The following is a 22,342-nucleotide window of genomic DNA, read 5'->3' on the forward strand; positions in this document are numbered from 1 at the left end:
CTGCCCGGGCGGCTGAGAGTACCGGCTCCCCTAGTCGGCGGGTTGGCCGAGGTAACGGGGGTTGGCGACGAGGAGTTTGTCGCGCAGGGTGTCGGCGATGGCGGTGGTGAGCGCGGGGCTGGTGTCGCCGGCGCGGGCGGCGGCGGCGAGCGCGGCGTCGTCGGGGAGGCCGAGGTGGGTGAGGCGTTGCCTGTGGCGTTCGGCGAGGGTGGGGCCGAGGAGGATTTCGCGGCGGGCGATCTTGAGGGCGTTCGCGGCGACGCGGGTGGTGTAGGTGTCGCCGAACTCCCCCGCGGTGAGCGCGTCGCCGAGGGCGGTGAGGAGGTGGCCGGCGTCGGGGGCGTCGTGCGGTGGGGTGGTGTCGGTGCGTGGCGCGGGGGCGCGGAGCACGTCGTCGGCGGGGTGGGGGGTGGTGTGGCCGAGGGCGAGCAGGAGGTCGTATTCGGCTTCGCAGACGCGGCGGCCGATGACGGCGTGTTCGAGGGTGTCGCGGGTGCGGTGGAGGTAGCCGAGGGCTTGGACGCGGCAGAGCAGCGCCCAGCGCAGGGTGCCGTACACCTCCCACCAGTGCAGTTGGGTGGTGGTGGGGGCCCAGCCGGCGATGCGGTGGTAGCCGGAGAGCAGGTGGTCGCGGGGGCCGAAGCCGCCGACGGGTGGGGCGGCGCCGAATCGCCAGGCTTTGACGCAGAGCCAGCCGAGGTCTTCGGTGGGGTCGCCGCGGTGGACCAGTTCCCAGTCGAGGACGGCGCGTAGTCCTTCGGGGCCGATGAGGACGTTGCCGTTGCGCAGGTCGCCGTGGACGACGGTGGCGGGGCGGGGTTCGGGTCGGTGGTGGGTGAGCCAGGTGAGGGCGAGTTCGACGGCGGGGCGGGGGGTGTCGTCGGCGTCGGCGAGGTCGCGGAGCAGGTCGAGTGGGTCGGGGTGGGTGAGGCCGGGGATGCGGTCGGGGTCGATGGTGTGGATGCGGGCGGCGAGCGCGCCGAGGGTTTCGGCGAGGGTGGTGCGTACGGCGGTGTAGGTGTCGTCGCGCAGGAGGCGTTGCGGGAGGGCTTCGCCGTGGACGTGGCCCATGAGCAGGTAGGGGTGTCCGGCGAGGGTGGGGCCGTCGTCGACGACGGTGGGGACGGGGACGCCGGCGGCTGCGGCGGCGCGGAGGGCTGCGGCTTCGCGGGCGAGGCCGTCGGGGGTGGCGCCGGGCAGGAGGTCGCGGCGGAGGACCAGGTCGCGGGTGTGGTCGCGGGTGTGCACGGTGATGCGGAGGGTTTCGCGGCTGGCGCCTCCGGTGAGGCGTTGGGGTGGGCCGGTGGTGACGCGTGCTCCCCAGAGGTGGGAGAGGCGTGCGCGGAGGGCGTCTTGGACGTCAGTCATCGGTGTCGCGCAGCCAGGGGGCGCGGCGGCCGTCGGCGAGGAGGCGGCGGGCGACGGTCATGCGGTGTACTTCGTCGGGGCCGTCGTAGATGCGTGCGTAGCGTGCTTCGCGGTACATCGCTTCGAGGGGGGTGTCGGCGGTGACGCCGAGGGCGCCGTGGACCTGGATGGCGCGGTCGATGACGTCGTGCAGGACGCGCGCGACCCAGAATTTGGCGATGGCGATCTGGTCGCGGGCGCGTCCGTCGTGGTCATAGGCGTCGGCGGCGTCGAGGACGAGGAGTCGGGCGGCTTGGATTTCGGCGGCGGATTCGGCGATGTAGCGCTGGATTTCGCCTTTCTCGCCGAGGGTGGAGCCGTGGGCGTAGCGGGTGCGGGCGCGGTCGAGCATGAGTTCGAAGGCGCGTTGGGCTTGGCCGAGCCAGCGCATGGCGTGGAAGATGCGGCCGGGGCCGAGGCGGATCTGGGCGACGTGGAATCCGCCGCCGCGTTCGCCGAGGAGGTGGTCGGCGGGGACGCGGACGCCGGTGAGGCGGATTTCGCAGTGGTCGCCGTGGGTGCTGCCCATGGTGGGGACGACGCGGACGAGTTCGAAGCCGGGGGTGCCGGCGGGGACGACGATCGCGGAGAGGGCTTTGTGGGCGTCGGTGCCGTCGGGTTCGGTGCGGGCGAAGATGGTGGTGAACGCGGCTGTGGACGCGCCGGTGGTGAACCATTTGTGGGCGTCGACGATCCAGTCGTCGCCGTCGGGGTGGGCGGTGGCTCGGATGAGGGTGGGGTCGGAGCCGGCGACTTCGGGTTCGGTGAGGCCGACGCTGGGCATGATGTCGCCGGCGACGAGGGGTTCGAGCCAGCGTTTTTTCTGGTCGTCGGTGCCGAAGCGGTGCAGCATGATGGAGTCCTGCATGGACACGGTGCCGAGGGCGAGCTGGCCCCAGGTGGAGCGGCCGATGTGTTCGTTGATGAGGACGAATTCGCCGAAGGAGAGGCCGCCGCCGCCGAGTTCGGCCGGGTGGCCGAGGGCCCACAGGCCGTGGGCTTTGGCGCGGTCTTTGAGTTCGCGGAGTGGTTCGCCGCCGCGGGCGGCGTTGAGTTGGGGTTCGGCGGGGATGACTTCGTCGTTGATGAAGGTTTTGACTGCGGCGCGGATGTTCATGCCAGACCTCGTTCGTTCAGCCAGTCGCTGACGACGCCGACTGCTTCGGCCAGGTGGGGGCGCTGGTCGGGGCCGGCGTAGTAGTGGGTGGCGCCGTGGACGGTGTGGAGGGTCTTGTCGGGGTGGGCGATGGCCTGGTGGAGGCGGTGGGTGTGGCTGGGGGTGCAGGCGTCGTCGGCGCTGTTGCCGATGAGGAGGGTGGGGACGCCGACGTCGGCGGCGGCGCGGATGCCGTCGCCGTGGGCGTGGTCGTAGCTCCATTGCGACAGCCAGGAGCGCAGGGTGGTGAAGCGGGCGAGGCCGACGGGTGAGTTGTTGACGATGCGGGGGTCGCCGAGGTAGCAGGTTCCGGGGCGGCGGTCGTTGGGGTCGATCGTGGGGTCGAGCCAGCGGGGGTCGGCCATGGTGCCGTGGACGACGAAGCCGCGTTCTTCGTCGGGGCCGAGTCGGGTGAGTTGGTCGTGGACCCAGGTGGTGATGCGCCGGTTGCGGGTGATCTGGGCGGTGCGGTAGGTGGCGAGGAAGTCGTCGCTGTACGGGGGTGTGACGTGGTGGCCGTAGAGGTCGAGGTGGGGGTCGCGTGCGGTGGGGTCGGTTTCGTCGAGGACGGAGGCGTCGAGCCATTCGGTGAGGGTGCCGTGGCGGCTGATGTGCGCGGCGAGCAGCAGCACGGCGTCGGCGGGGTGCAGGTCGAGGGTGGTGAGGTCGGGTGGGCCGCCGCCGGGTGGGGCGGTGACGGTGGGCCGGAGTGCTTGTTGCTGGTAGTACAGCGAGAGGGCGCCGCCGCCGGACCAGCCGGCGAGCACGATCCGGGTGTAGCCGAGGCGCCGGGTGGCGTCGCGGACGCACGCGCCGAGGTCTTCGACGACTTTCTCCATGATCAGGGCGGAGTCGACGCCCCGGTAGCGGCTGCCGCAGTAGATGACGTGGTGTCCGGCGCGGGCGAGGGCGGTGACCATGGGCAGGTAGGCGCCGCCGCCGATGGGGTGCATGAAGATCAGCGCGGTGTCGCTGGGGGTGGGGGGTTTGAGCAGATAGCTTTCGAGCGCGACGAGGTGTCCGGGGCCGCCGTAGGTGTCGCGGTGGGTGGCGGTGTCGGGGAACACCACCAGGTACGGGATGCGTTCGTAGTGGCCGTTCATGGGCGTGCGGCCAGCAGCGCGGGTGTGGGGGTGAGGCGCCGGCGGGTGTCGACGGCGATGATCTGCCATTCGACTCGGGTGTAGTCGGCGAAGCGGCGGCGGGCGCGTTCGCGGGCGGCTTCGGGGGCGCCGTGGTGGAGGCCTTGGGGGGTGTGGGTGAGCAGCCCGGGTGGGACGTCGACGCCGAAGACGCTGCCGCCGTGGAAGAACGCGATTTCGTCGTGGTCGGCGTTGCGGTGGTACCAGGGGTAGCGTTCGGTGCCGGGGACGGTTTCGGCTCTGCGGGGCAGGAAGTTGAGCACGGCGACGCCGGTGGCCTGCAGGAACAGGTGCACGGTGGGGGGCAGGTGCACGGCTTCGGCGGTGATGACGGTGTAGTCGGCGATGTTGAACGTGAACGGGAAGTTGTCGCCGCGCCAGCCTTCGGCGTCGCAGGGGTCGTGGGGGTAGAACAGGCTGGTGTGGCCGCCGTGGTGGTAGAGGCGCACTTCGTATTCGTCGCGGCCGTCGTCGTCGAGGGCGCGGGCTTCGGGGATGGTGACCAGCGCGGGGTCGAACGGGAAGTGGCGGCCGAGGGCACCGGCGGGTGGGGTGCGTAGTTCGTCGGTGGTGGTGAGCACGAGCGCGGTGGTGGGTTCGGTGGTGACCTGCCGGTAGGTGGTGGCTTTGGGCAGGTACACGTAGTCGCCGGGCCGGTAGGGCAGGTCACCGAATTCGGTGACGAACGTTCCGGTGCCGGTGTGGACGAAGTGCAGTTCGTCGCCGTCGACGTTGCGTACGTAGAAGGGGTGCGGTCGGGTGCGGGCGCTGACCGCGATGCGCACGTCGGGGTTGGTGAACAGTTCCAGGGGGGTGGCGGTGGGGTCGGTGGCGTCGGCGGGGCGGAGGGCGCCGAGGGGCAGGTCGGTGCCGGCGAGGGGCCCTTCGACGCGGTAGGCGGTGGGGTCGTGGCGCCGGTAGAGGTGCGCGGTGCGGCCGGTGAAGCCGGAGCGGCCGAGTTCGTCGTCTTTGAGGCCGTCGAGGTCGGCGTGGATGCGGCGGGGGGTGGTGCCGCGTCGTAGTTGGACGAAGGACTCCATCGCGGGCTCCTCCTGGCTGCGGGCCGTTCGGGCCGGTTCAGGCAACCACAGCCGACCGCGTGAGTAAACCGCCGTTCACAACTGGATCGGGACCGATGAGGTTTCCGCTCCGCGGCCGTCTATAGGGGTGCGATCGACTCACGAGAGGCTGGCACGATGCGGAAACTGATCTTCGGGATGAACGTGAGCGTGGACGGCTTTGTCGCCGCGCCGGGCGACGACCTGGGCTGGAGCGTGCCGAGCGACGAGCTGTTCGGGTTCTGGTCGGATCGGGTGGCCGCGACCGAGCTGGCGTTGTACGGGCGCCGGCTGTGGGAGGCGATGAACGGGCACTGGCCGACCGCCGATCAGCAGCCCGGTGTCCTTCCGGCGCACGCCGAGTACGCGCGCCGCTGGCGGGCGATGCCGAAGGTGGTGTTCTCCTCGACGCTGAGCGCGGTCGTGGGCAACGCGCGTCTGGTCGGCGGGGACGCGGTCGCTGAGATCTCCCGGCTCAAGGCCGGTGACGGTGGCCCGATGGACATCGGCGGCGCGACGCTGGGCGCGGCGGCCGCGCGGGCCGGTTTGATCGACGAGTACGTGCTGCTGACCGCGCCGGTGTTGCTCGGCGCGGGCCGGCCGATGTTCCCGGCGCTGGGGAGCTGGGTGAACCTGGATTTGGTGGAGACGCGGACGTTCCCCGGTGGGGTGGTGCTGACCCGCTACGAGACCCGGCGGTGACGCTCACAGGGCCGGGGGCAGGCCGAGCCAGGGTTTGCCGGTGGCGTCGAATCCGGTGAGTTCGGTGATCGTGGCGTCGACGACGTGCAGGGCCGCGACCGCGAACAGGCGGTGGCGCGGGTCGTCGGCGGTGCGGGCGTATAGCGCGGCGGCGGGCATGCGGTTGAGCGTCGTGGGTAGGCCGCGCCAGTCGTCGTGGCCGGGCCGGAAGAGCCCGTGGGCGACCCAGCCGTCCACCGCGTCGCGGGCGGTGACGCTCACCGTTGCCGGGTCGGGCAGCATGCTGAACCGCAGGTCGTGACGGAGCAGCGCGGTGAGGGCGTCGAGGTCGTTGCGTTCGTGGGCGTCGATGTAGGCCTTCACCGCGCCGCGCTCGTCGTCGGACAGGTCGTGGGTGGCGGGCCGGCGCCAGTCGAGGCGGCGTGCGGGCAGGTGCCCGCGCACCGTCGCCCGGGCCCGCTGCACGGCGCTGGTGACCGAGGCGACGGTCAGCGCGAGGGCGTCTGCGGTCCGCGGCGCCGGCCAGCCGAGGACGTCGCGCAGGATGAACACGGCCCGCTGCCGCGGCGGGAGGTGCTGGACGGCGACGACGAACGCCAGCTCGATCGTTTCCCGGGCCACGGCGGCGTCCTGCGGGTCCTCGGGGAGCATCCGGTCGGGGTAGGGCTGCAGGTGGGTCAGGTCGAACGGCACGGGGGTGCGTTTGTCGAGGAAGTCCAGGCAGGCGTTGGTCGCGATCCGGTACAGCCAGGTGCGCAGGGCCGCGCGGCCCTGGAACGTGTCGCGTTTGTGCCAGGCGCGCAGGAACGTCTCCTGTGTCAGGTCCTGGGCGTCGTCGTAGTTGGCGAGCATCCGGTAGCAGTGCACCTGCAGTTCCCGCCGGTAGGGCTCGATGCGTCGCGCGAAGGTGGCCTCGTCGGTCATCTCAGGCGGGGCCGAGGACGCAGAACTCGTTGCCTTCGGGGTCGGCGAGGACCGTCCAGGGCACGTCGGCGGGTTGCCCGACGTCCAGCGGGGTCGCGCCGAGGGTGTGCAGGCGGGTGACTTCGGGGGCCTGGCCGTGGAGGGGGTCGGGGAGCAGGTCCAGGTGCAGGCGGTTGGGGGTGTCGCCGACGTGGGAGCGGCGGGTGAACTCCAGGTCGGGGCCGGGGCCGCCGGTGAGCCGGGCGTGGTCGGCGCCGGTGTCGGCGGGCCGGCCGAGGGCTTCGCTCCAGAAGTGGGCCAGCCGGTGGGGGTCGGCGCAGTCGACGACGACGGCGGCGATCGGGCCGGTCCCCGGCCGGGCTCCGGGTCCGCGCACGCAGAACACGTTGCCTTCGGGGTCGGCGAGCACGGTCGCGCCGGGGTGGGTGTGGGCGGTGGGGGTCGCGCCGAGCGTCTGCAGGTGGGCGACGAGGGTGGTGTGGTGCTCCGCGGAGGTGGTGGCGAGCTCGAGGTGCGCGCGGTCGTGCACGGTCGTGGGGTCCTCGACCGGGATCAGGTCGAGGACGACCAGGTCGGGGACGGGCCAGCCGGTGCCGGGCGGGCGGACGCTGGTGCCGTGGCCGCTGAACACCGCCCAGCCGAGCGCGGCGGCCCAGAAGCGGCCGAGTGCGGCGTGGTCGCGTGCTTTGAGGTTGAACTGGACGAGCCGCAGCGCCATGGCGCCACTGTAGTTGTCACAGCACGCCGGACATCGGGTTGTTCTTCCAGCGGTCGACGTCGCGGATGTAGCGCAGCAGCACCGGTGAGCCGTCTTTCCAGCGGCCGCGGCGGGAGATCGACAGCAGGTCGTTGCCGGCGCTGTAGGCGGCGGTGGCGCCGCCGGCGCGCAGCGAGTGCGCGGACAGCGCGTCGGTGCTGACGCCGGCGCGGCGGGCGGCGTCGCGCAGGATGATGCCGACGGCTTTGCCGGTGAGGCGCCCGGTGCCGGGTTTGCCGCAGTAGCCGGGTTGGTGCGGGAGCCGGTCTTTCTTGTCGATCGGTATCCACAGCGGACCTTCGGCGGGGCGGACGGCGGCGAGGCGTTCCCGCCAGGCGCCGAGCAGCCGCACCGGGCAGGTGCGGGGGTGGGCGCCGTAGTGCACGGCGACGAGTTCACCGATGGCGTCCTGGTCGGTTTTGGACCAGCGGATCAGGACGTCGACGCCGTCGCGGGTGTCGGTGAGGTCGCCGAGGGTGTTGAGCGCGACCAGTTCGGAGCGGCGCACCATCATGCTGAAGCCCAGCACGATCAGCGCACGGTCGCGGGTGCCGGCGAGGGTGTCGGGGTCGCACGCGTCGACCATGGCGCGGAGGTCGTCGACGCTGATCGCGGTGGCCTGCCGGTCGCGGATGCCGCGGTCGCTGCGTTCGCGGCGGTGGTCTTTGACGACGCGGCGCGCGCCGAGCAGGTCGGGGGTGTCGGGGTAGCCGTTCTCGCGGTGTTCGGTGCGGATCGCGGAGAGGGCCCGTTCGATGGTGCGGGGCGCGGCGCTGCCTTTGCGGGAGCCGTCGTGCTGGAGGGCGCCGCCGAGCGCGAGGTAGGTGGCGTATTCGGCGGCGGTCTCGGCGGTGGCCGGGAGGGGGGTGCGTCCGGTGAGGGCGCACCAGCGGCGGAACGCGGCCCGGTCGGCGGTGTAGGCGCGGATCGTGTTGGGGGGAGTGGCGTTGGCGATGCGCCGGGCGGTCTCGGGGGAGATCGTGTGGTCGATGCCGGCGGGGACGAGTGTGTTCTCGACGGCCGCTATTTCGTTCACGCGTCGCTCCCCGTGGTGTTTTCCGGCGCCCCGCGAAGGTGCCAATAATTGCAGTCTATCGGAACCTTCATGTCCGTGGCTACGCCGGGATCCTTTTGTTCCGTTTCGACTTAACGTTTATGACGCAACGAATGCGCTTGACCTTGACGTGGCGACAAGGTTTCTACTGGGGGCATGCGGATCGGAGAACTGGCCGGCGTCGCCGGCATCACCACACGCGCGGTGCGCCACTACCACCGCATCGGGCTCCTCCCCGAACCCGCGCGCCAACCCAACGGCTACCGCGAGTACTCCCTGCGCGACGCCGTCGAGCTGTGCCGGATCCGGCGCCTGACCGACCTGGGACTCAGCCTCGACGAGGTCCGTGACGTCCTCGCCGACGACTCCGGGCGCGACCTGGCCGAGATCGTCGCCGAGCTCGACGCCGACCTGGCCCGCCAGCAGGACGAACTGCGGCACCGCCGGGCGCGGCTGGCGCGGTTGCTGCGTGAGGTGACCGAGGACGGGGCGCTCCCCGCGCACGCACCGGTCTCCGACGACCTGGCGGCGCTGTTCGGGCGGATGGCCGGCGTCGCGGCCGCGCACGGCGGGCCCGAGCCGGCGGCCGCCGCCCAGGAACGCGAGTTGCTGGCGCTGCTCGACACCGGCCTGCCGGTCGATCAGCGCGGGCCGCTGGAGGCGGTCATGGCCGCCGCGGAGGCCGACCCGACGCTGGTGGAGCGCGTGTACGCGGTGTACGCGCAGCTCGACGCGCTGGCCGGGGCGGCGGTGGACGACCCGCGGGTCGAACGGACGGCGGCGGCGATGGCCGCGGTCGTACCCGGGGAGGTGCTGGCCGGGGTGGCGCTGCCGGACGAGGACGAATTGGTGGGCCGGGACGGGTTCGTGGCGGCGTTGTTCGCCGAGTTCGCGCCCGCGCAGGCCGAAGCCGTGCGGAGCGCGATCTCCCGGATGCGCGCAGCGGCCGGTGCGGTGGAGAGGGGACCGGAATGAGGGTGGTTCTGCGGTTGGTGCGGCATGAGGCCGTGCTGCTCACCGACGTGGTCCGGTGGGTCGGTCGGCGTGGGCCGCGTGACGTGGGCCCCGGTGATCTCCCGGTGCCCTACGCCGGGGCGCAGGCCGCGCTCATGTACGGGCTGGCGTTCGCCGCGGTGGTGGAGACGTTCGTGCTGGCGCTGATCGTGCCCTGGCCGATCGTCCACGCGATCGTGCTGGTCCTGGACCTGTGGGGCATCTACTTCGTGCTGGCGCTGCAGTTCTCGTGCACGGTGCGGCCGCACGTGGTGGCCGCGGACGGGTCGCTGCGGTTGCGCCACGGCGCGTTCCTCGAGGTGCTCGTGCCCGCGTCGGCCGTCGCGTCGGCGCGGGTGGAACGCCGGTACTCGGGGGCGGCGAGGGGCCGGGTGGACGCCGACGGCGTCGCCGAGCTCCCGACCGGTAGCGAAACGACGGTCACGGTGGAGCTCCACGCGCCGGTGACCTTCGTCCGCCCGCTGGGCCGCCGGGCGCAGGCCCGCACGCTGCGCTTCTACGCCCCGGACCCGTCCGCGGTGGTGACCGCGCTCCGCGCCGGTCAGACGACCCCCACCCCGTGAACGGCGCCTCACGCCGGCGCTACCGCCGTCCTCGGTGACACCGCACCGTGAGCCGGCGCGTCCCCGGGCGCCGCGGCTCGCAGGCCCGCCAGGAGCGTGTCGGTGAGACGCCGGATCGCGGCCGGCAGCGCCTCCGGGGACGACACCCGCAGCGACGCGATCGCGAAGAACACCAGGCGGACGTCGCCGACCGTCACCCCCGCGCGCAGCTGACCGGCGGCGTGGGCCCGCTCGACCAGCCCGGCGACCGCCCCGGCATGCGCCCGCCGCTGCCCCGCGAACGCCGCCCCGGCCGCGTGCGTGCCGAGGATGACCTCGTTGAGGCCCCGATCGCTGACCTGCCGCTCGGCGAAACCCCGCACCACCCGCGAGATCGCCCGCCACGGATCGCGCTCGGCGAGCGCACCGGCCAGGTCGGCCTCGCAGGCGGCGACCTGGTCGGCCAGCACCGCGTCGAGCAGGTCGGCGCGGGCCGGGAAATGCCGATAGACGGTGGCGACGCCGAGGCCGGCGCGGCGGGCGATCTCGCGGGTCGGCAGGTCCAGCCCGTCGGCGGCGAAGGCGCCCCGGGCGACGGTCACCAGGTGCCGCCGGTTGCGCTCGGCGTCGACACGAGACATCGCAGCCGCGCTCCCTCTCACTTCGGACCCGATCCGGATCGGGTGTTCCGGATCGTGCCTACGGTAGTGCCCCGACCAGGAGGTACGAATGTTCGCGGTGCGCTACACCCGCTTCGGCGGTCCCGAGGTGCTGGAACTGGCCGACGCGCCGGAGCCGCACGCCGGCCCCGGCGAGGTGCGGATCCGGGTCGAGGCGGCCGGGGTGTCACCGGTCGACCGGGCGTTGCGGTCCGGGACGTCGCCGGCCGCGGGCGCTCTGGCCCTGCCGCACGTCCCCGGGGTGGACGCCGCGGGTGTGGTCGACGAGGTGGGCGCCGGGGTCACGGGGGTGACCGCCGGGGACGCGGTGTTCGGGATCGTGCCGCTGGCCCGCCTCGGTGGGGCGTCGGCACAGTTCGCGGTGCTGGCGCACTGGGCCGCGAAACCGGAGTCGTGGGCGTGGGCGCAGGCCGGTGGCGCCGGTACCGGGGTGGAGACCGCGACCCGGGCGCTGGACCGGCTCGCCACGCCGAGCGGCGGGACGCTGCTGGTGGACGGCGCCGCGGGGGGCGTCGGCAGCGTGGTGGTGCAGTTGGCGGTGGCCCGGGGCCTGCGGGTGCTGGGCACCGGACGCCCGGACAGCCACGCGTTCCTGGCCGGGCTCGGCGCGGTTCCGGTGACCTACGGTCCGGGGCTGGACGCGCGCGTGTCCGGGCGCGTCGACCGGGCGCTGGACGTGGCCGGGAAAGGCTCGGTGCCGGCGTTGATCGCGCTCACCGGCACCCCGGAACACGTCCTGACGCTCGCCGACACGAGCGGGCGGGTCGCGATCTCCACCGGGGAACTGGGTGGTGAACCCGGCGGTCACCACGGGCTGGCGGCCACGGCCGCGCTCGCCGGGACGGGCCGGTTCGCGGTGCCGCTGCAGGACGTCGTGCCGTTCGCCCGGGCCGCCGACGCCCACGTCGACCGTCCCCGGCGCGGGAAGACCGTGCTCGTCCCGGGCTGATCAGAACGTGAAGCACAGGCTGTCGGTGTGCGACGCGGCCTCGGCGGCGGCCGCGGTCGCGTCGCCGGCGCGGAGGGCGTCGAGGAGCCGGCCGTGGTCCATGTACTCCTCGTCGCGCAGCACCGGGCCGACGTGCCGGCGCAGCGACTCGCGGATGACGGCGCCGAGGTCGGCGTAGAGCTCACCGAGCACCTCGTTGTGGGCCGCGGCCACCACCGCCAGGTGGAACGCGGAGTCGGCGGTGACGAACGCGTCGCGGTCACCCGAGGCCCATGCGCGTTCCCGCTCGGCCAGCAGCGCGTCGAGTTTGCGCAGGTCCTCGTCGGTGCGGCGGGTGGCGGCCAGGCCCGCGGCGGTGGCTTCGAGCGCACCGCGCAGCTCCGTCACGTCGCGCTGGGGTGCGCGTTCGAAGCGGCGGCGCATCACCCCGGCCAGTTCGCTGGTGGCCACGACGTACGTGCCGGAGCCCTGCCGGATGTCCAGCAGCCCGTTGTGCGCGAGCGCCCGGACGGCTTCGCGCACGGTGTTGCGGGCGACGCCGAGCTGGGTGACGAGTTCGGGTTCGGTGGGGATGCGTGACCCCACCGGCCAGGCCCCGGAGGTGATCTGCGCGCGGAGGGTCGCGATCACCTGGTCGGACAGCGAAGTGGGCCGAGACACAGGCGCCATATTCATCCCATGATTCTATGATGGGATTGTGTCATCCACTGTTCTGACGCGTAACACGCCCAAGTCAGGCCCGGCCACGCCGTGGCTGGCGATGACCGCTCTCGTTCTCGTCGCGCTGAACCTGCGCCCGGCCGTCACGAGCCTCGGCCCGGTCCTCGAGGAGGTCCGGGCCGACCTCGGGATGAGCGCCGGCCTGGCCGGGCTGCTCACCTCGGTGCCCGCGGTGTGTTTCGCGGTGGTCGGCGTGACCGCTCCCGCGCTGGCCCGCCGGTTCGGGTCCGACGCGGTGATCCTCGCCGGCATCGTCGCGCTCACCGCCGGGCTGGCGATCCGGCCGCTGATCGGTGGGGTGCCGGAGTTCCTGGCCCTCTCGGCGCTGGCGCTGGCCGGGATCGCGCTCGTCAACGTGCTGCTGCCGGTCGTGGTCAAGCAGCGGTTCGGGACTCGCGTCGGCGCGATGACCGGCGTCTACTCCACCGCGCTGAACGTCGGCGCGACCACCGCGGCCGCGGCGACGGTACCGGTCGCGTCGGTCTTCGGCGACAGCTGGCGCTTCGGCCTCGGCGTCTGGGCCGCGGTCGCCGCCCTCGCGCTCCTGCCCTGGGTGTTCCTGCTCCGCCGCCCCGCCGTGACGTCTCCCGCCGTGTCGTCTCCCGCCGTGTCGTCTCCCGCCGTGTCGTCTCCCGCCGTGAGCTCCCCGGCCGGAGCCACGCCCGGTGCCGACGCTGTCGAGGCTCCCGTCGTGAAGCGGATGAGTTCCAGCACCACCGCCTGGGCGCTCGCGACCTACTTCGGGCTGCAGGCCACCGCGGCGTACGTGATCATGGGCTGGCTCCCGCAGATGTTCCGCGACGCCGGCCTCTCGGCCCAGACCGCCGGCCTGCTGTTCGCCGTCACGTCGCTGCTCGGCGTGCCGCTCTCCTACGGGCTCGGCGCGCTCGCCGGGCGGCTACGCAGCCAGAGCGTCCTCGCGGTGGTGCTCGCCGGGTTCGGCCTGGCCGGCTACACCGGGCTGTTCCTCGCGCCGGCCGGTGCGCCCTGGGTGTGGGCGGTGCTGCTGGGCGTGGCCAACTGCGCGTTCCCGCTGGCGCTGACGATGATCGGGCTGCGCGGCGGCAACGCCGGGTCGGTGGTGCGGCTCTCGGCGTTCGCCCAGAGCGCCGGCTACCTGCTGTCGATCCCCGGCCCGGTCATCGTCGGTGTCCTCTACGACCACACCGGCGGCTGGCGCACCCCGCTGGTGTTCCTCGCCGTCCTGATGAGCGCCCAGCTGGTCGCCGGCCACGTAGCGGGCCGCAACCGACCGCTCTGACCTGCGAAAACGTCCTCAGATCGCGGTAGCGGCCAGAAATCGACCCGACGGTACCCCGGTCATGCCTCACCGGGGGCCACCAGACCGGTTTCGTAGGCCACGACCACCGCCTGCACCCGATCACGCAGTTGCAGCTTGCCGAGGATGCGTGCCACGTGGGTCTTCACCGTCGCCTCCGACAGGTGCAGCTCCGCGGCGAGCTCGGCGTTGCTCATTCCGCGGGCGAGCATCCGCAGCACCTCCCGCTCCCGCGGCGTCAGCGTCGCCAGGTCCCGGTGGACGGTCGCGGTCCCCTCGTCGCGGCGCGCGAACCGCTCCACCAGCCGCCGGGTGATCTGCGGCGCGAGCAACGCGTCCCCGGAGCGCACCAGCCGCACCGCCGCGGTCAGCTGCTCCGGCGTCACGTCCTTGAGCAGGAACCCGCTCGCGCCCGCCGACAGCGCCGCGTACACGTACTGGTCGAGGTCGAACGTCGTCAGCATGAGCACCCGCGGCCCCGACCACGCATCGGATCCGCTCCAAGCCCCGGCCCCGGTCCGGGACTCGGCCGCGGATCGGGACTCGCCCCCGGATCCCAACGTGGCCCCGGATCCTGGCGCGCCTCCGGATCCTGGCGCGGCTCCAGATCCTGGCGCGGCTCCGGAGCCCGGCACGGTCCTGGAGCCCGGCACGGTCCCGGATCCCGGCACGGCTCCGGGCGCGGAGTCGGCGAGGATGCGGCGGGTCGCCTCCAGGCCGTCCAGCTCGGGCATCCGGATGTCCATCAGCACCACGTCGGGACGGGTGCGGCGCACCGCGTCGACGGCTTCGGCGCCGTTGGTGGCCTCGGCGACCACATCGATACCGTCGGCGGAGAGGATCAGCCGGAACCCCGTGCGCACCAGCGCCTGATCGTCGGCCACCACCACCCGCACCGGCTCGCTCACCGCGCCTCCACCGCAGCGCCCGCGCCGGACCCGCCGCGGTCCGGACTGCCGCCGCCCGTACCGCCCGCGCCCGTACCGCCCGCGCCCGGACTGCCGCGGCCCGGGCCGTCGGCGGAAGCAACGGCGGCAGGAGCCGCGGCGGTCAGCGGGATGATCGCCTCCACCCGGTACCCCCCACGCAGACGAGGCCCCGCGGTCAGCGTCCCGGAGTACAGCGCGAGCCGTTCACGCAGGCCGATCAGCCCTTTCCCGCTCCCCGGATCGGCCGTCGCCGGCCGGCGGCCACCGGTGTCGGTGACCTCGATCCACAATCGATCCGTGCCGTAGTCCACGCGGACGATAGCCGACGCCCCCTCGGCGTGTTTCACCGCGTTCGTCAACGCCTCCTGCGCCACCCGGTACCCGGCCAGGTCCACCCCGTCGGGCAGTGACCGGCCCCGGTCGCCGGTGACGATCAGCTCCACCGGCAGCCCGGCGTCGCGCACCCGCCCGACCAGGGCCTCCAGTTGATCCATGCCCGGTTGCGGCGCGAGCTCCAGTGCCTCATCGTCCATCGTCAGCAACCCCATCACGTGACGCAGCTCGGTCATCGCGGCGCGGCCGCTGGCCTCGACCGCCAGCAGCGCCTCACGGGCGTCGCCGGGGGAGACCTCCAGGACCTTGCGGGCCGCCCCGGCCTGGATCACCATCACGCTCACGTTGTGGGTGACCACGTCGTGCAGCTCCCGGGCGATGCGTGAGCGTTCCTGCTCGGCGGCGCGGCGCACCTCCCGTTCCAGCTCGGCGGCGCGTTCCCCCTCGGCGTCGGCGCGGGCCCGCCAGCTGCGCAACCCGTACGCGGCGATCCCGAGCGGCACCAGGATCAGGAACGGCACGGCCTGCTCGGGCACGGACGTGATCGTCTCGCCCAACGCGGGGCGGGCCGCGCCCTGCTGCAGCTCACCGAAGAGCAGCGCCGCGACCGGCAGGCTCGCCAGCGCCGGCAACCGGTACGGGCTGTACACCGCGGCGCTGTACGCGGCGACGACCCCGACGAAGAACGACAGCCGCAGGGTCTGCCGGTCGTCGTCGCCGATGAACGCGGCGGTGGCCAGCACCACCCACAGCACCGACAGCGGGTACCGGCGGCGGAAGATCAGCGGCGCCGCGATGAACACCAGCAGCAACGCGCCCGACGCCCACTCCAGCCCCGACTGGTGGTCGACGGCTTCGGCCCCCGGCGGGAACGGCACCATCGGCCGCGCCGGCCGGGCGACTCCACCGGGGTCCGGCCCACCGGGGCCGGGGTCGCCCGGCTCCGGCGGGATGAACCGGGCGTCGTCGGCGTGGTCGTAGCTGATGATCGCGATCAACGCCAGCGCCGCGGCCAGACCGAGGTCGAACAGCCAGTTGCGGCGGGTCAGGGCCGCGGTCGGCCCGGACCGGCTCAGCACCAGGCCCGGCAGGGCGCGCACGGCCCGGCCCACTTCGCGGCGAACGTTCACCGGCTCATTCTCCGCCGCCCGGAGGCGCCGGGACGTCCGTCCACAGGATCAACCGGAGCCCGGCCCGGACTACCTCTCGAGGATGACACCCGCCGGCGTGATCCTCCCGGACGAGAAGAAAGCCGCAGCGCGGGCGACGCGTGCCCGGGGGCAGCGCCCCTACCTTCCTGGGCCATGACCGCTGAGACCCTCATCGAACTGCAGCACGTCACCCGCCGCTACGACAGCGGCCCACCCGCCCTGGACGACGTGTCGCTCACCGTCCACACCGGCGAAGCCGTCGCGATCCTCGGCCCCTCCGGCTCCGGCAAGTCCACGCTGCTCAACCTCATCGCCGGGCTCGACAAACCCAGCGACGGCACCGTCACGGTCGGCGGCACCCGCGTCGACACGCTCAGCGAAGCCGCCTCCGCGCGCTACCGGCGGGCCCGGATCGGGCTGGTCTTCCAGTTCTTCAACCTGCTCGACGACCTGACCGTGTTCGACAACGTGGTGCTGCCCGCGCAGCTGGCCGGCAACGCGCGCGCCGAGACGACCCGCCGCGCCACCGAGCTGCTCACCTCGCTCGGCATCGCCCGGCACGCCCGCGCCTACCCCGGCCGGTTGTCCGGCGGCGAGCGGCAGCGCGTCGCGGTGGCGCGGTCGCTGATGAACCGGCCCGCGCTGCTGCTCGCCGACGAACCCACCGGCGCGCTGGACACCGCGTCCGGCACCGAGGTGCGCCGGCTGCTGACCGACCTGCACGCCGACGGGCAGACGATCGTGCTGGTCACCCACGACCGGACCCTCGCCGCCGAGTGCGCCACCCGCACGATCGAGGTCGTCGACGGGCGGATCGCCACCGACACGGCCGTGAACGCGGCCCTCCGATGAGCGCCCTGAGCAAGGTCGTGCGCTCCGGGGTGCAGCGCCGCTGGGTGCAGACCGTCGTGATCACGCTCGCCACCGCGGCCGCCGTGACCGCCGGGCTGCTCGGCGTCGGACTGCTGGTCGCGTCCAACGCGCCGTTCGACCACGCGTTCAGCGCCCAGCACGGCGCGCACCTGACCGTGCTCACCGACCCGGCGAAAGCCACCGCCGCGCAACTGGCCGCGACGAAGGACACCGGCGGGATCGCCGAGGCGACCGGCCCGTTCCCCGTCGGGCAGGTCATGATGTTCCCGCCGATGCCGGCGCCACCGGGCGCGCCGCCGGGCACCGAGGAGATCCCCGAGAACGCACGCGGCCCCGTCCTCCGCGTCGCCGCGCGCACCGCGGCAGGCGCCGGCGTCGACCAGGTCACGATCCTCGAAGGCCGGTGGGCGTCGAAGCCCGGCGAGATCGTGCTCGGCCGCGGCAGCGGTTTCCGGGCGCCGCTCGGCACCAGCCTGACGATGGGTCAGGGCAGCGCGCGCACCGACGTCACGATCGTCGGGTTCGCCCGTTCGGTCAGCGACACCGCGGACGCCTGGACCACCACCGCCGGGCTCACCGCCCTGAAACCACCGTCGATCAGCTACCAGATGCTGTACCGGCTCGACGACCCCGACGCGGTGACCGCCGCCCGCGACGCCGTCACCGCCGCGCTGCCCGGCGGCGCCGTGGCCACCACCCAGAACTGGATCGCCGTCAAGAAGCAAGCCAACACCCAGACGTCGCTGTTCGTGCCGTTCCTGCTCGGGTTCGGCGGGCTGAGCCTGCTGCTGTCCGTGCTCGTCGTCGGCACCGTGATCGCCGGCGCCGTCGGCTCCACGACCCGCCGCATCGGCATCCTCAAGGGACTCGGGTTCACCCCCGCCCAGGTGGTCCGCGCGTACGTGGCGCAGGCCCTCGTCCCGGCGACGATCGGTGCCGCGCTGGGCCTGGTCGCCGGGAACCTGATCGCGGTGCCGCTGCTCGCCGACGCCGAAGACCTGTACGGCACGGTGTCGCTGACGATCGCCCCGTGGGTGGACGTCGCCGTGCTGCTGGGCGTGTTGCTGATCGTGACCGTCACCGCGGGCGCGGCCGCGGGGCGCGCCGGGCGGCTCAACGCGGTCGACGCGCTCGCCGTCGGACGTACCCCGGCCGCACGCCGGGGGCAGTACGCGGCGCGGGTCGCGGCCCGGCTGCCGCTGCCGCGGCCGGTGTCGCTGGGGCTGGCGCGGCCGTTCAGCGCCCCGGCCCGCGCGGCCGCGATGGTCGTCGCGATCGCGTTCGGCGCCGCCGCGGTGACGCTCGCGTCCGGGCTGGCCGCCTCGCTCGCCCGGATCCAGGTCGCGGCCGACCACTCCGGCGCCGACGTGGTCATCGACGCGTTCCGCGAGGTCGACGGCGGGCCTCCCGAGCCGACGACCGTGGACGTGGACCCGGCGAAGGTCACCGCCGCGCTCGACGCCCAGCCGGGCACCGCGCACTGGATGGGCGTCGCCGAGTCCGACGCGGTCGTGCCCGGCATCAGCGGCAGCACCACGCTGATGCAGTACACCGCCGACCCCGGGTGGGCCGGGTACGAACTGGTCTCCGGACGCTGGTTCACCCGCCCCGGCGAGGCCGTCGTCCCCACCGAGCTGCTGACCGCCACCGACCGCGAACTGGGCGACACCGTCGCGGTCACCACCGACGGGAAGACCACGACGCTGACGATCGTCGGGGAGGTGTTCGACCCCGGCGACAACGACGGGCTGCTGCTGACGCAGGCCGGCGCCGGGGTCCGTCCGGACCTGTGGCAACTGGCGGTCACCGACGGCACCGACCTCGACGCGTACCGGACGTCGCTGCAGGCCGCCCTGGACCCGCTCGGGCTCACCGCCCACCTCGAGGGCGGTGGAGGCGCCGACGAACTCGTCGTGGTCATCGACGCGCTGGCCGGGCTGCTGACGCTGATGCTGGTCACCGTGGCCGGGCTCGGTGTGCTCAACAGCGTCGTGCTCGACGTCCGCGACCGGGTCCACGACATCGGCATCCACAAGGCCCTCGGGATGACACCCCGGCAGACGGTGCTCTCGGTGCTCTCGTCGGTCGCGCTGATCGGCCTGCTCGGTGGGGTGATCGGGGTGCCGGCCGGGGTGTGGCTGCACGGGATCCTGCTGCCGGCGATGGGGCACGGCGCGGGCGTGGAGTTGCCGCGGGTGGTGCTGACGGTGTTCGGTCCGGTGCAGCTGATCGCGATCGCGCTCGGCGGGCTCGTGCTGGCCGGCGTCGGCGCGCTGCTGCCGGCCGGGTGGGCCGCGAAGACCCGCACGGCGACGGCGCTGCGCACCGAGTAGCCGAACGGCTGGCGGTCGGCCGGGCAAGCATGGCAGCCGCCCGGCGCCGTCGGCCGGTTACGCTCCGGCGGTGACCGACCCGCTGATCACCGACCCGCTGATCACCGACCCCGACCCGGCGCTGCGCCCGCCGGCGGTGACGCAGGTGTTCACCGTGCCCAGCGCCGGGCTGGACCTGCTCGGGGTGCTGCACCGCCCGGCCGGGCCGGGCCCGCACCCGGCCGTGGCCGTCCTGCACGGCTTCCCCGGCAACGAACGCAACTTCGACCTGGCGCACGCGCTGCGCCGCGCCGGGTACGCGTCGCTGGTGTTCCACTACCGCGGCGCGTGGGGCAGCCCGGGCACGTTCTCCTGGGCGCACGTCCAGCAGGACGCGGCCGCCGCGGTGGTGGCGCTGCGCGCCGACCCGGGCCTCGACCCGGACCGGATCGCGCTGGTCGGGCACAGCATGGGTGGTTTCACCGCGTTGCGCGCCGCGGCCGCCGACCCGGGCGTGCGTGCCGTGGCGTCGATCGCCGGGTTCGACTTCGGTGCCGCCGCCGCGGACGTCCGCGCCGATCCGGCGGTGTACGCGGCGTACGTCGACGGGTTCGCCGGGGACATCGCCCCACTGGCCGGCACCGGTTCCGCGGCGCTGGTCGCGGAGATGGCGACGATCGGGGACCGTCTCACCGCCCTCGCGCCCGCGCTGGCCGGCCGCCCGGTGCTGCTCGTCGCCGGTGACCGCGACACCACCGCCCCACCCGCGGTGCACCACGAACCGCTGCTCGCCGCGCTCCCGCACGCGACGCACCGCGAGTGGCCCACCGACCACGCGTTCTCCGACCACCGCGTCGCGCTGGCCCGCGCCGTCGTCGAGTTCCTCGACGCGTCGCTCTGATCCGTCAGACGCGCGGGGTGAAGAGCGCGACGGCTTCGCCGCGGCCCCGAAGCACCCCGCCGGCGGCGTCGATCGCGGTCGTCAGCGTGGCCAGCAACGCGGCCCGCTCGGCGTCGGGGAGCAGCTGGTGGTCGCTGAACGTCGCGATCAGCCCCACCCACTGCGCGGTCGTGAACGACAGCTCCCACCGGTAGACGCGGGTCTCGGTGACCCCGAACCCCCGTCGCGGTGGCTCGGGGCGGTCCTCGTCGACCGCCGCCGACGCGTGCGTGTGCACCCCGGTGTGCGCGGCGTACACGCCGTCCAGCAGCGCCAGCGCGTCGTCGTCGAGCACCGCGTAGGTCCAGGACCGCACCAGTGTTCCGCCGGGTCGCAGCAGCGCGGCGGCCCGCTGCGCGCCGTGCACCGGGTCGATCCAGTGCCACGCGTTGCCCGACGTGACCAGATCGAACCGGCGCCCGGCGTCGTCCCAGGTCTCGAAGCCGGAGACCTCCACCGGGACGCCGTGCGCGCGGGCCACCGCGGCCATCCGCGGGTCGATCTCGACGCCGAGCACGTCCAGCCCGGCGCGCCGCAGCGGCACCGCGAGCTTGCCGGTGCCGCAGCCGACGTCGAGCACGTCCGCCGGGTTCAGGGCGACCAGGTCGGCGAGCAGGTCGTCCGGGCACTCCGGCCGGTACCGGTCGTAGTCCGCGGCGATCGGGCCGAACGACTCGGCGCGGTCCCGGTCGGTGTGGCTGGGGCGGTCCGTGGGGGGTGTCACCCGTTCGACGGTACCCGCCGGCGCATCTTGACCGTGTTGTCGACGTGGTGGATGGTGCGCCCGTCGGGGAAGGTGCGGGTGCGTGCGTGCTCGTCGACGACGAGCACCTCCCACTCGTCCTCGGGCAGGTTCAGGGAGGCGATGACCTCGTCGGGTGAGGGCAGCGGGTGCTCCCCGTGGCCGTGCTGCTCCCCGTGGCCGTGCGGCTCCTGGTGCTGGTGCTCGGGGGCGTCTTCCCAGTGCGGTGTGCCGGAGTGCCCTTCGATCAGCAGCACCCCGCCCGGGGCCACCGCCGCCGCGGCGCGCCGCAGGATCTCCTCCCGGGGCATGTCGCCCCACGAGTGCAGGAACTGCGCCGACACCAGGTCGAACTCGCCGTCGGGGAACGACACCGCGAAGTTGTGCCGCTGGAAGTCGATCCGGTCGGCGACCCCGGCGTCGGTGGCGTGCCGCGCGGCCCGCTCCAGCGCGACCTGCGAGATGTCGGCCGCGGTGACCGTCCAGCCCTGCCGGGCGAACCACACCGCGTCCCCGCCCTCGCCGCAGCCCAGGTCCAGCACCCGGCCCGGGGTCAGGTCGGTGACTTCCTTGACCAGCGCGACGTTGGGTTCGCCGCTCCAGATCTTGTCGTCCTCGCGGTACCGCTCGTCCCAGGTGCGTGCCAGCTCGTCGTCCATGGCCCCCTCCACGTCGTGCCGGTGCCCGGACGCCACGTTACGGTCGCCGCCCGCCGCCGACGCCTCCACCGCGGCCCGCGTGTCCCGCGCGACCAGGTCGAAGTTGATCATCGCGCCGGCCATCGTGCCGGCCGCCGCGGCCGCGATCACCTGCCCGGGGGGCATCGTCAGGTTCCCGGCCGCGTAGACGCCCGGCACGTCGGTCTTGCCGGTGGGGTCGGCCTTGAGGAACGTCCCGATCGTGACGCCGTCGCGTTGCAGGTCCTCGAGGACCAGCCCCAGGCCCTCCAGTCCGGCCAGCGTCGCGTGCATCGTCGTCGCGGCGACCAGCGCGTCGCGTGCGATGACCCGGTCCCCGAGGCGCACCCCGATCAGCCGGTCGTCCTCGGTGGCGATCCCGGTGATCTCTCCGTCGACGACCGCGATGCCGCGCGCGGCCAGCTGCGCGTACTGCTCGTCGGTGGGTTCGGGGCCGGTGTGCAGGAACAGCGTCACGTCGGCGCTCCACTGCCGCCACAGCAGCGCCTGCTCGACGGCGAACGGCCCGGTCGAGAGGATGCCCAGCGCCCGGTCGCGGACCTCCCAGCCGTGGCAGTACGGGCAGTGCAGCAGGTCCCGGCCCCAGCGGCCGGCCAGGCCGGGGATCGGGGGGAGCTCGTCGGTGACCCCGGTGGCCAGCAGCAGCCGGGCCGCGCCGATCACGGTGCCGTCGTCGAGCGTGACCCGGAACGCGTCGCCGTCGGGTTCGGCCGCCTCGACCCGGCCCGCTACCACGTGCACGCCGTAGGACTCGGCTTCCTTGCGGCCGGCCGCGGCCAGCTCGGCCGGCGGCATGCCGTCGCGGGTCAGGAAGTTGTGGACGCCCTCCGCGGGCAGGTTGCGCTGTTCACCGGCGTCGACCACCAGAACCGTCCGGCGGGCCCGGCCCAGGGCCACCGCACCGGCCAGTCCGGCCGCGCCGCCACCCACCACCACTGCGTCGTATGTCGTCATGCCCGGAATGATGCACACCACGTCGC

At 73.8% G+C, this 22,342-nt stretch carries 21 protein-coding genes; 8 read left to right on the plus strand and 13 right to left on the minus strand.

All coding sequences use genetic code 11. The annotated features are described in order from the left end of the window. Positions 1-30: 30 nt before the first annotated feature. From CRYAR_RS21505 to CRYAR_RS21520, 4 genes are read right to left on the minus strand one after another with little or no spacing between them, the layout of a single operon-like run. Complete coding sequence (locus tag CRYAR_RS21505) at positions 31-1,368, minus strand: phosphotransferase family protein (RefSeq protein ID WP_035854123.1); 1,338 nt, start codon at positions 1,366-1,368, stop codon at positions 31-33. Further along, positions 1,361-2,524: an acyl-CoA dehydrogenase family protein gene (locus CRYAR_RS21510; RefSeq protein ID WP_035854134.1), complete on the minus strand. Its 1,164-nt coding sequence runs from the start codon at positions 2,522-2,524 to the stop codon at positions 1,361-1,363. Before CRYAR_RS21510 ends, CRYAR_RS21505 begins: the two co-directional genes overlap by 8 nt. Then, entirely contained in the window at positions 2,521-3,666 is a 1,146-nt protein-coding gene (locus tag CRYAR_RS21515; RefSeq protein WP_035854146.1) for an alpha/beta hydrolase, read from the minus strand. The genes CRYAR_RS21510 and CRYAR_RS21515 overlap by 4 nt, the downstream gene beginning before the upstream one ends. Further along, positions 3,663-4,745, minus strand: coding sequence for a homogentisate 1,2-dioxygenase (locus tag CRYAR_RS21520; protein ID WP_035854150.1), 1,083 nt, complete (start codon positions 4,743-4,745; stop codon positions 3,663-3,665). Before CRYAR_RS21520 ends, CRYAR_RS21515 begins: the two co-directional genes overlap by 4 nt. A 156-nt stretch (positions 4,746-4,901) precedes the next feature. Between CRYAR_RS21520 and CRYAR_RS21525 the strand changes: the two genes are divergently transcribed. Then, positions 4,902-5,465, plus strand: a complete 564-nt coding sequence (locus CRYAR_RS21525; RefSeq protein ID WP_035854157.1) for a dihydrofolate reductase family protein — start codon at positions 4,902-4,904, stop codon at positions 5,463-5,465. Between the two features lie 3 nt (positions 5,466-5,468). Here CRYAR_RS21525 and CRYAR_RS21530 read toward each other — a convergent pair whose 3' ends face one another. The 3 genes from CRYAR_RS21530 to CRYAR_RS21540 are packed head-to-tail and all read right to left on the minus strand — an operon-like array spanning position 5,469 to position 8,182. Beyond that, positions 5,469-6,389 (minus strand): RNA polymerase subunit sigma-70, encoded by a 921-nt coding sequence (locus CRYAR_RS21530; protein WP_051570758.1) that lies wholly within the window; start codon positions 6,387-6,389, stop codon positions 5,469-5,471. Between the two features lies 1 nt (position 6,390). Then, complete coding sequence (locus tag CRYAR_RS21535) at positions 6,391-7,107, minus strand: VOC family protein (protein ID WP_035854163.1); 717 nt, start codon at positions 7,105-7,107, stop codon at positions 6,391-6,393. Between the two features lie 16 nt (positions 7,108-7,123). Beyond that, positions 7,124-8,182 (minus strand): site-specific integrase, encoded by a 1,059-nt coding sequence (locus tag CRYAR_RS21540; RefSeq protein WP_035854170.1) that lies wholly within the window; start codon positions 8,180-8,182, stop codon positions 7,124-7,126. A gap of 174 nt (positions 8,183-8,356) precedes the next feature. On the opposite strand from CRYAR_RS21540, the gene CRYAR_RS21545 reads away from it, so the two are divergent. Together CRYAR_RS21545 and CRYAR_RS21550 are read left to right on the plus strand one after the other, a co-directional pair. After that, on the plus strand, positions 8,357-9,175 hold the full coding sequence (locus tag CRYAR_RS21545; RefSeq protein WP_035854178.1) for a MerR family transcriptional regulator: 819 nt from the start codon (positions 8,357-8,359) through the stop codon (positions 9,173-9,175). Further along, the gene (locus CRYAR_RS21550) at positions 9,172-9,777 is read left to right on the plus strand and encodes a hypothetical protein (RefSeq protein WP_051570759.1); all 606 of its coding nucleotides are present in this window, start codon (positions 9,172-9,174) and stop codon (positions 9,775-9,777) included. Before CRYAR_RS21545 ends, CRYAR_RS21550 begins: the two co-directional genes overlap by 4 nt. A gap of 8 nt (positions 9,778-9,785) precedes the next feature. On the opposite strand, the gene CRYAR_RS21555 is transcribed toward CRYAR_RS21550, so the two are convergent. Further along, positions 9,786-10,397 (minus strand): TetR/AcrR family transcriptional regulator, encoded by a 612-nt coding sequence (locus tag CRYAR_RS21555; protein WP_035854189.1) that lies wholly within the window; start codon positions 10,395-10,397, stop codon positions 9,786-9,788. A gap of 88 nt (positions 10,398-10,485) precedes the next feature. Here CRYAR_RS21555 and CRYAR_RS21560 point away from each other — a divergent pair, with 88 nt between their 5' ends. Further along, positions 10,486-11,385, plus strand: coding sequence for an NADP-dependent oxidoreductase (locus CRYAR_RS21560; protein ID WP_035854204.1), 900 nt, complete (start codon positions 10,486-10,488; stop codon positions 11,383-11,385). On the opposite strand, the gene CRYAR_RS21565 is transcribed toward CRYAR_RS21560, so the two are convergent. Beyond that, complete coding sequence (locus CRYAR_RS21565; protein WP_035854211.1) at positions 11,386-12,054, minus strand: FCD domain-containing protein; 669 nt, start codon at positions 12,052-12,054, stop codon at positions 11,386-11,388. 25 nt (positions 12,055-12,079) lie between these two features. Here CRYAR_RS21565 and CRYAR_RS21570 point away from each other — a divergent pair, with 25 nt between their 5' ends. Next, positions 12,080-13,366 (plus strand): MFS transporter, encoded by a 1,287-nt coding sequence (locus tag CRYAR_RS21570; RefSeq protein WP_425389398.1) that lies wholly within the window; start codon positions 12,080-12,082, stop codon positions 13,364-13,366. 59 nt (positions 13,367-13,425) lie between these two features. On the opposite strand, the gene CRYAR_RS48145 is transcribed toward CRYAR_RS21570, so the two are convergent. Then, entirely contained in the window at positions 13,426-14,292 is an 867-nt protein-coding gene (locus CRYAR_RS48145) for a response regulator (protein ID WP_035854226.1), read from the minus strand. Beyond that, positions 14,289-15,776, minus strand: a complete 1,488-nt coding sequence (locus tag CRYAR_RS21580) for a sensor histidine kinase (protein ID WP_211247573.1) — start codon at positions 15,774-15,776, stop codon at positions 14,289-14,291. Before CRYAR_RS21580 ends, CRYAR_RS48145 begins: the two co-directional genes overlap by 4 nt. 174 nt (positions 15,777-15,950) lie before the next feature. Between CRYAR_RS21580 and CRYAR_RS21585 the strand changes: the two genes are divergently transcribed. The 3 genes from CRYAR_RS21585 to CRYAR_RS21595 all read left to right on the plus strand — a co-directional run bounded on the left by CRYAR_RS21585 (position 15,951) and on the right by CRYAR_RS21595 (position 19,883). Continuing rightward, positions 15,951-16,649, plus strand: a complete 699-nt coding sequence (locus tag CRYAR_RS21585) for an ABC transporter ATP-binding protein (RefSeq protein ID WP_035854228.1) — start codon at positions 15,951-15,953, stop codon at positions 16,647-16,649. Beyond that, positions 16,646-19,003: an FtsX-like permease family protein gene (locus CRYAR_RS21590; RefSeq protein WP_035854246.1), complete on the plus strand. Its 2,358-nt coding sequence runs from the start codon at positions 16,646-16,648 to the stop codon at positions 19,001-19,003. Before CRYAR_RS21585 ends, CRYAR_RS21590 begins: the two co-directional genes overlap by 4 nt. Positions 19,004-19,073: 70 nt before the next feature. After that, entirely contained in the window at positions 19,074-19,883 is an 810-nt protein-coding gene (locus CRYAR_RS21595; protein ID WP_063725743.1) for an alpha/beta hydrolase family protein, read from the plus strand. A gap of 4 nt (positions 19,884-19,887) precedes the next feature. Here CRYAR_RS21595 and CRYAR_RS21600 read toward each other — a convergent pair whose 3' ends face one another. After that, positions 19,888-20,646, minus strand: a complete 759-nt coding sequence (locus tag CRYAR_RS21600) for a class I SAM-dependent methyltransferase (protein WP_035854250.1) — start codon at positions 20,644-20,646, stop codon at positions 19,888-19,890. Further along, the gene (locus CRYAR_RS21605) at positions 20,643-22,316 is read right to left on the minus strand and encodes a bifunctional NAD(P)/FAD-dependent oxidoreductase/class I SAM-dependent methyltransferase (protein WP_035854263.1); all 1,674 of its coding nucleotides are present in this window, start codon (positions 22,314-22,316) and stop codon (positions 20,643-20,645) included. Before CRYAR_RS21605 ends, CRYAR_RS21600 begins: the two co-directional genes overlap by 4 nt. Positions 22,317-22,342 lie beyond the last annotated feature (26 nt).

Origin of the sequence: Cryptosporangium arvum DSM 44712 (assembly GCF_000585375.1) — a bacterium.
In the GTDB taxonomy this organism is placed as follows: domain Bacteria; phylum Actinomycetota; class Actinomycetes; order Mycobacteriales; family Cryptosporangiaceae; genus Cryptosporangium; species Cryptosporangium arvum.

Bases quoted from the DNA above. Each gene is read 5' to 3' on its own strand.
- CRYAR_RS21505 (WP_035854123.1), bottom strand. From the start codon at position 1,368: ATGACTGACGTCCAAGACGCCCTCCGCGCACGCCTCTCCCACCTCTGG.
- CRYAR_RS21510 (WP_035854134.1), bottom strand. From the start codon at position 2,524: ATGAACATCCGCGCCGCAGTCAAAACCTTCATCAACGACGAAGTCATC.
- CRYAR_RS21515 (WP_035854146.1), bottom strand. From the start codon at position 3,666: ATGAACGGCCACTACGAACGCATCCCGTACCTGGTGGTGTTCCCCGAC.
- CRYAR_RS21520 (WP_035854150.1), bottom strand. From the start codon at position 4,745: ATGGAGTCCTTCGTCCAACTACGACGCGGCACCACCCCCCGCCGCATC.
- CRYAR_RS21525 (WP_035854157.1), top strand. From the start codon at position 4,902: ATGCGGAAACTGATCTTCGGGATGAACGTGAGCGTGGACGGCTTTGTC.
- CRYAR_RS21530 (WP_051570758.1), bottom strand. From the start codon at position 6,389: ATGACCGACGAGGCCACCTTCGCGCGACGCATCGAGCCCTACCGGCGG.
- CRYAR_RS21535 (WP_035854163.1), bottom strand. From the start codon at position 7,107: ATGGCGCTGCGGCTCGTCCAGTTCAACCTCAAAGCACGCGACCACGCC.
- CRYAR_RS21545 (WP_035854178.1), top strand. From the start codon at position 8,357: ATGCGGATCGGAGAACTGGCCGGCGTCGCCGGCATCACCACACGCGCG.
- CRYAR_RS21550 (WP_051570759.1), top strand. From the start codon at position 9,172: ATGAGGGTGGTTCTGCGGTTGGTGCGGCATGAGGCCGTGCTGCTCACC.
- CRYAR_RS21555 (WP_035854189.1), bottom strand. From the start codon at position 10,397: ATGTCTCGTGTCGACGCCGAGCGCAACCGGCGGCACCTGGTGACCGTC.
- CRYAR_RS21560 (WP_035854204.1), top strand. From the start codon at position 10,486: ATGTTCGCGGTGCGCTACACCCGCTTCGGCGGTCCCGAGGTGCTGGAA.
- CRYAR_RS21565 (WP_035854211.1), bottom strand. From the start codon at position 12,054: ATGGCGCCTGTGTCTCGGCCCACTTCGCTGTCCGACCAGGTGATCGCG.
- CRYAR_RS21585 (WP_035854228.1), top strand. From the start codon at position 15,951: ATGACCGCTGAGACCCTCATCGAACTGCAGCACGTCACCCGCCGCTAC.
- CRYAR_RS21590 (WP_035854246.1), top strand. From the start codon at position 16,646: ATGAGCGCCCTGAGCAAGGTCGTGCGCTCCGGGGTGCAGCGCCGCTGG.
- CRYAR_RS21605 (WP_035854263.1), bottom strand. From the start codon at position 22,316: ATGACGACATACGACGCAGTGGTGGTGGGTGGCGGCGCGGCCGGACTG.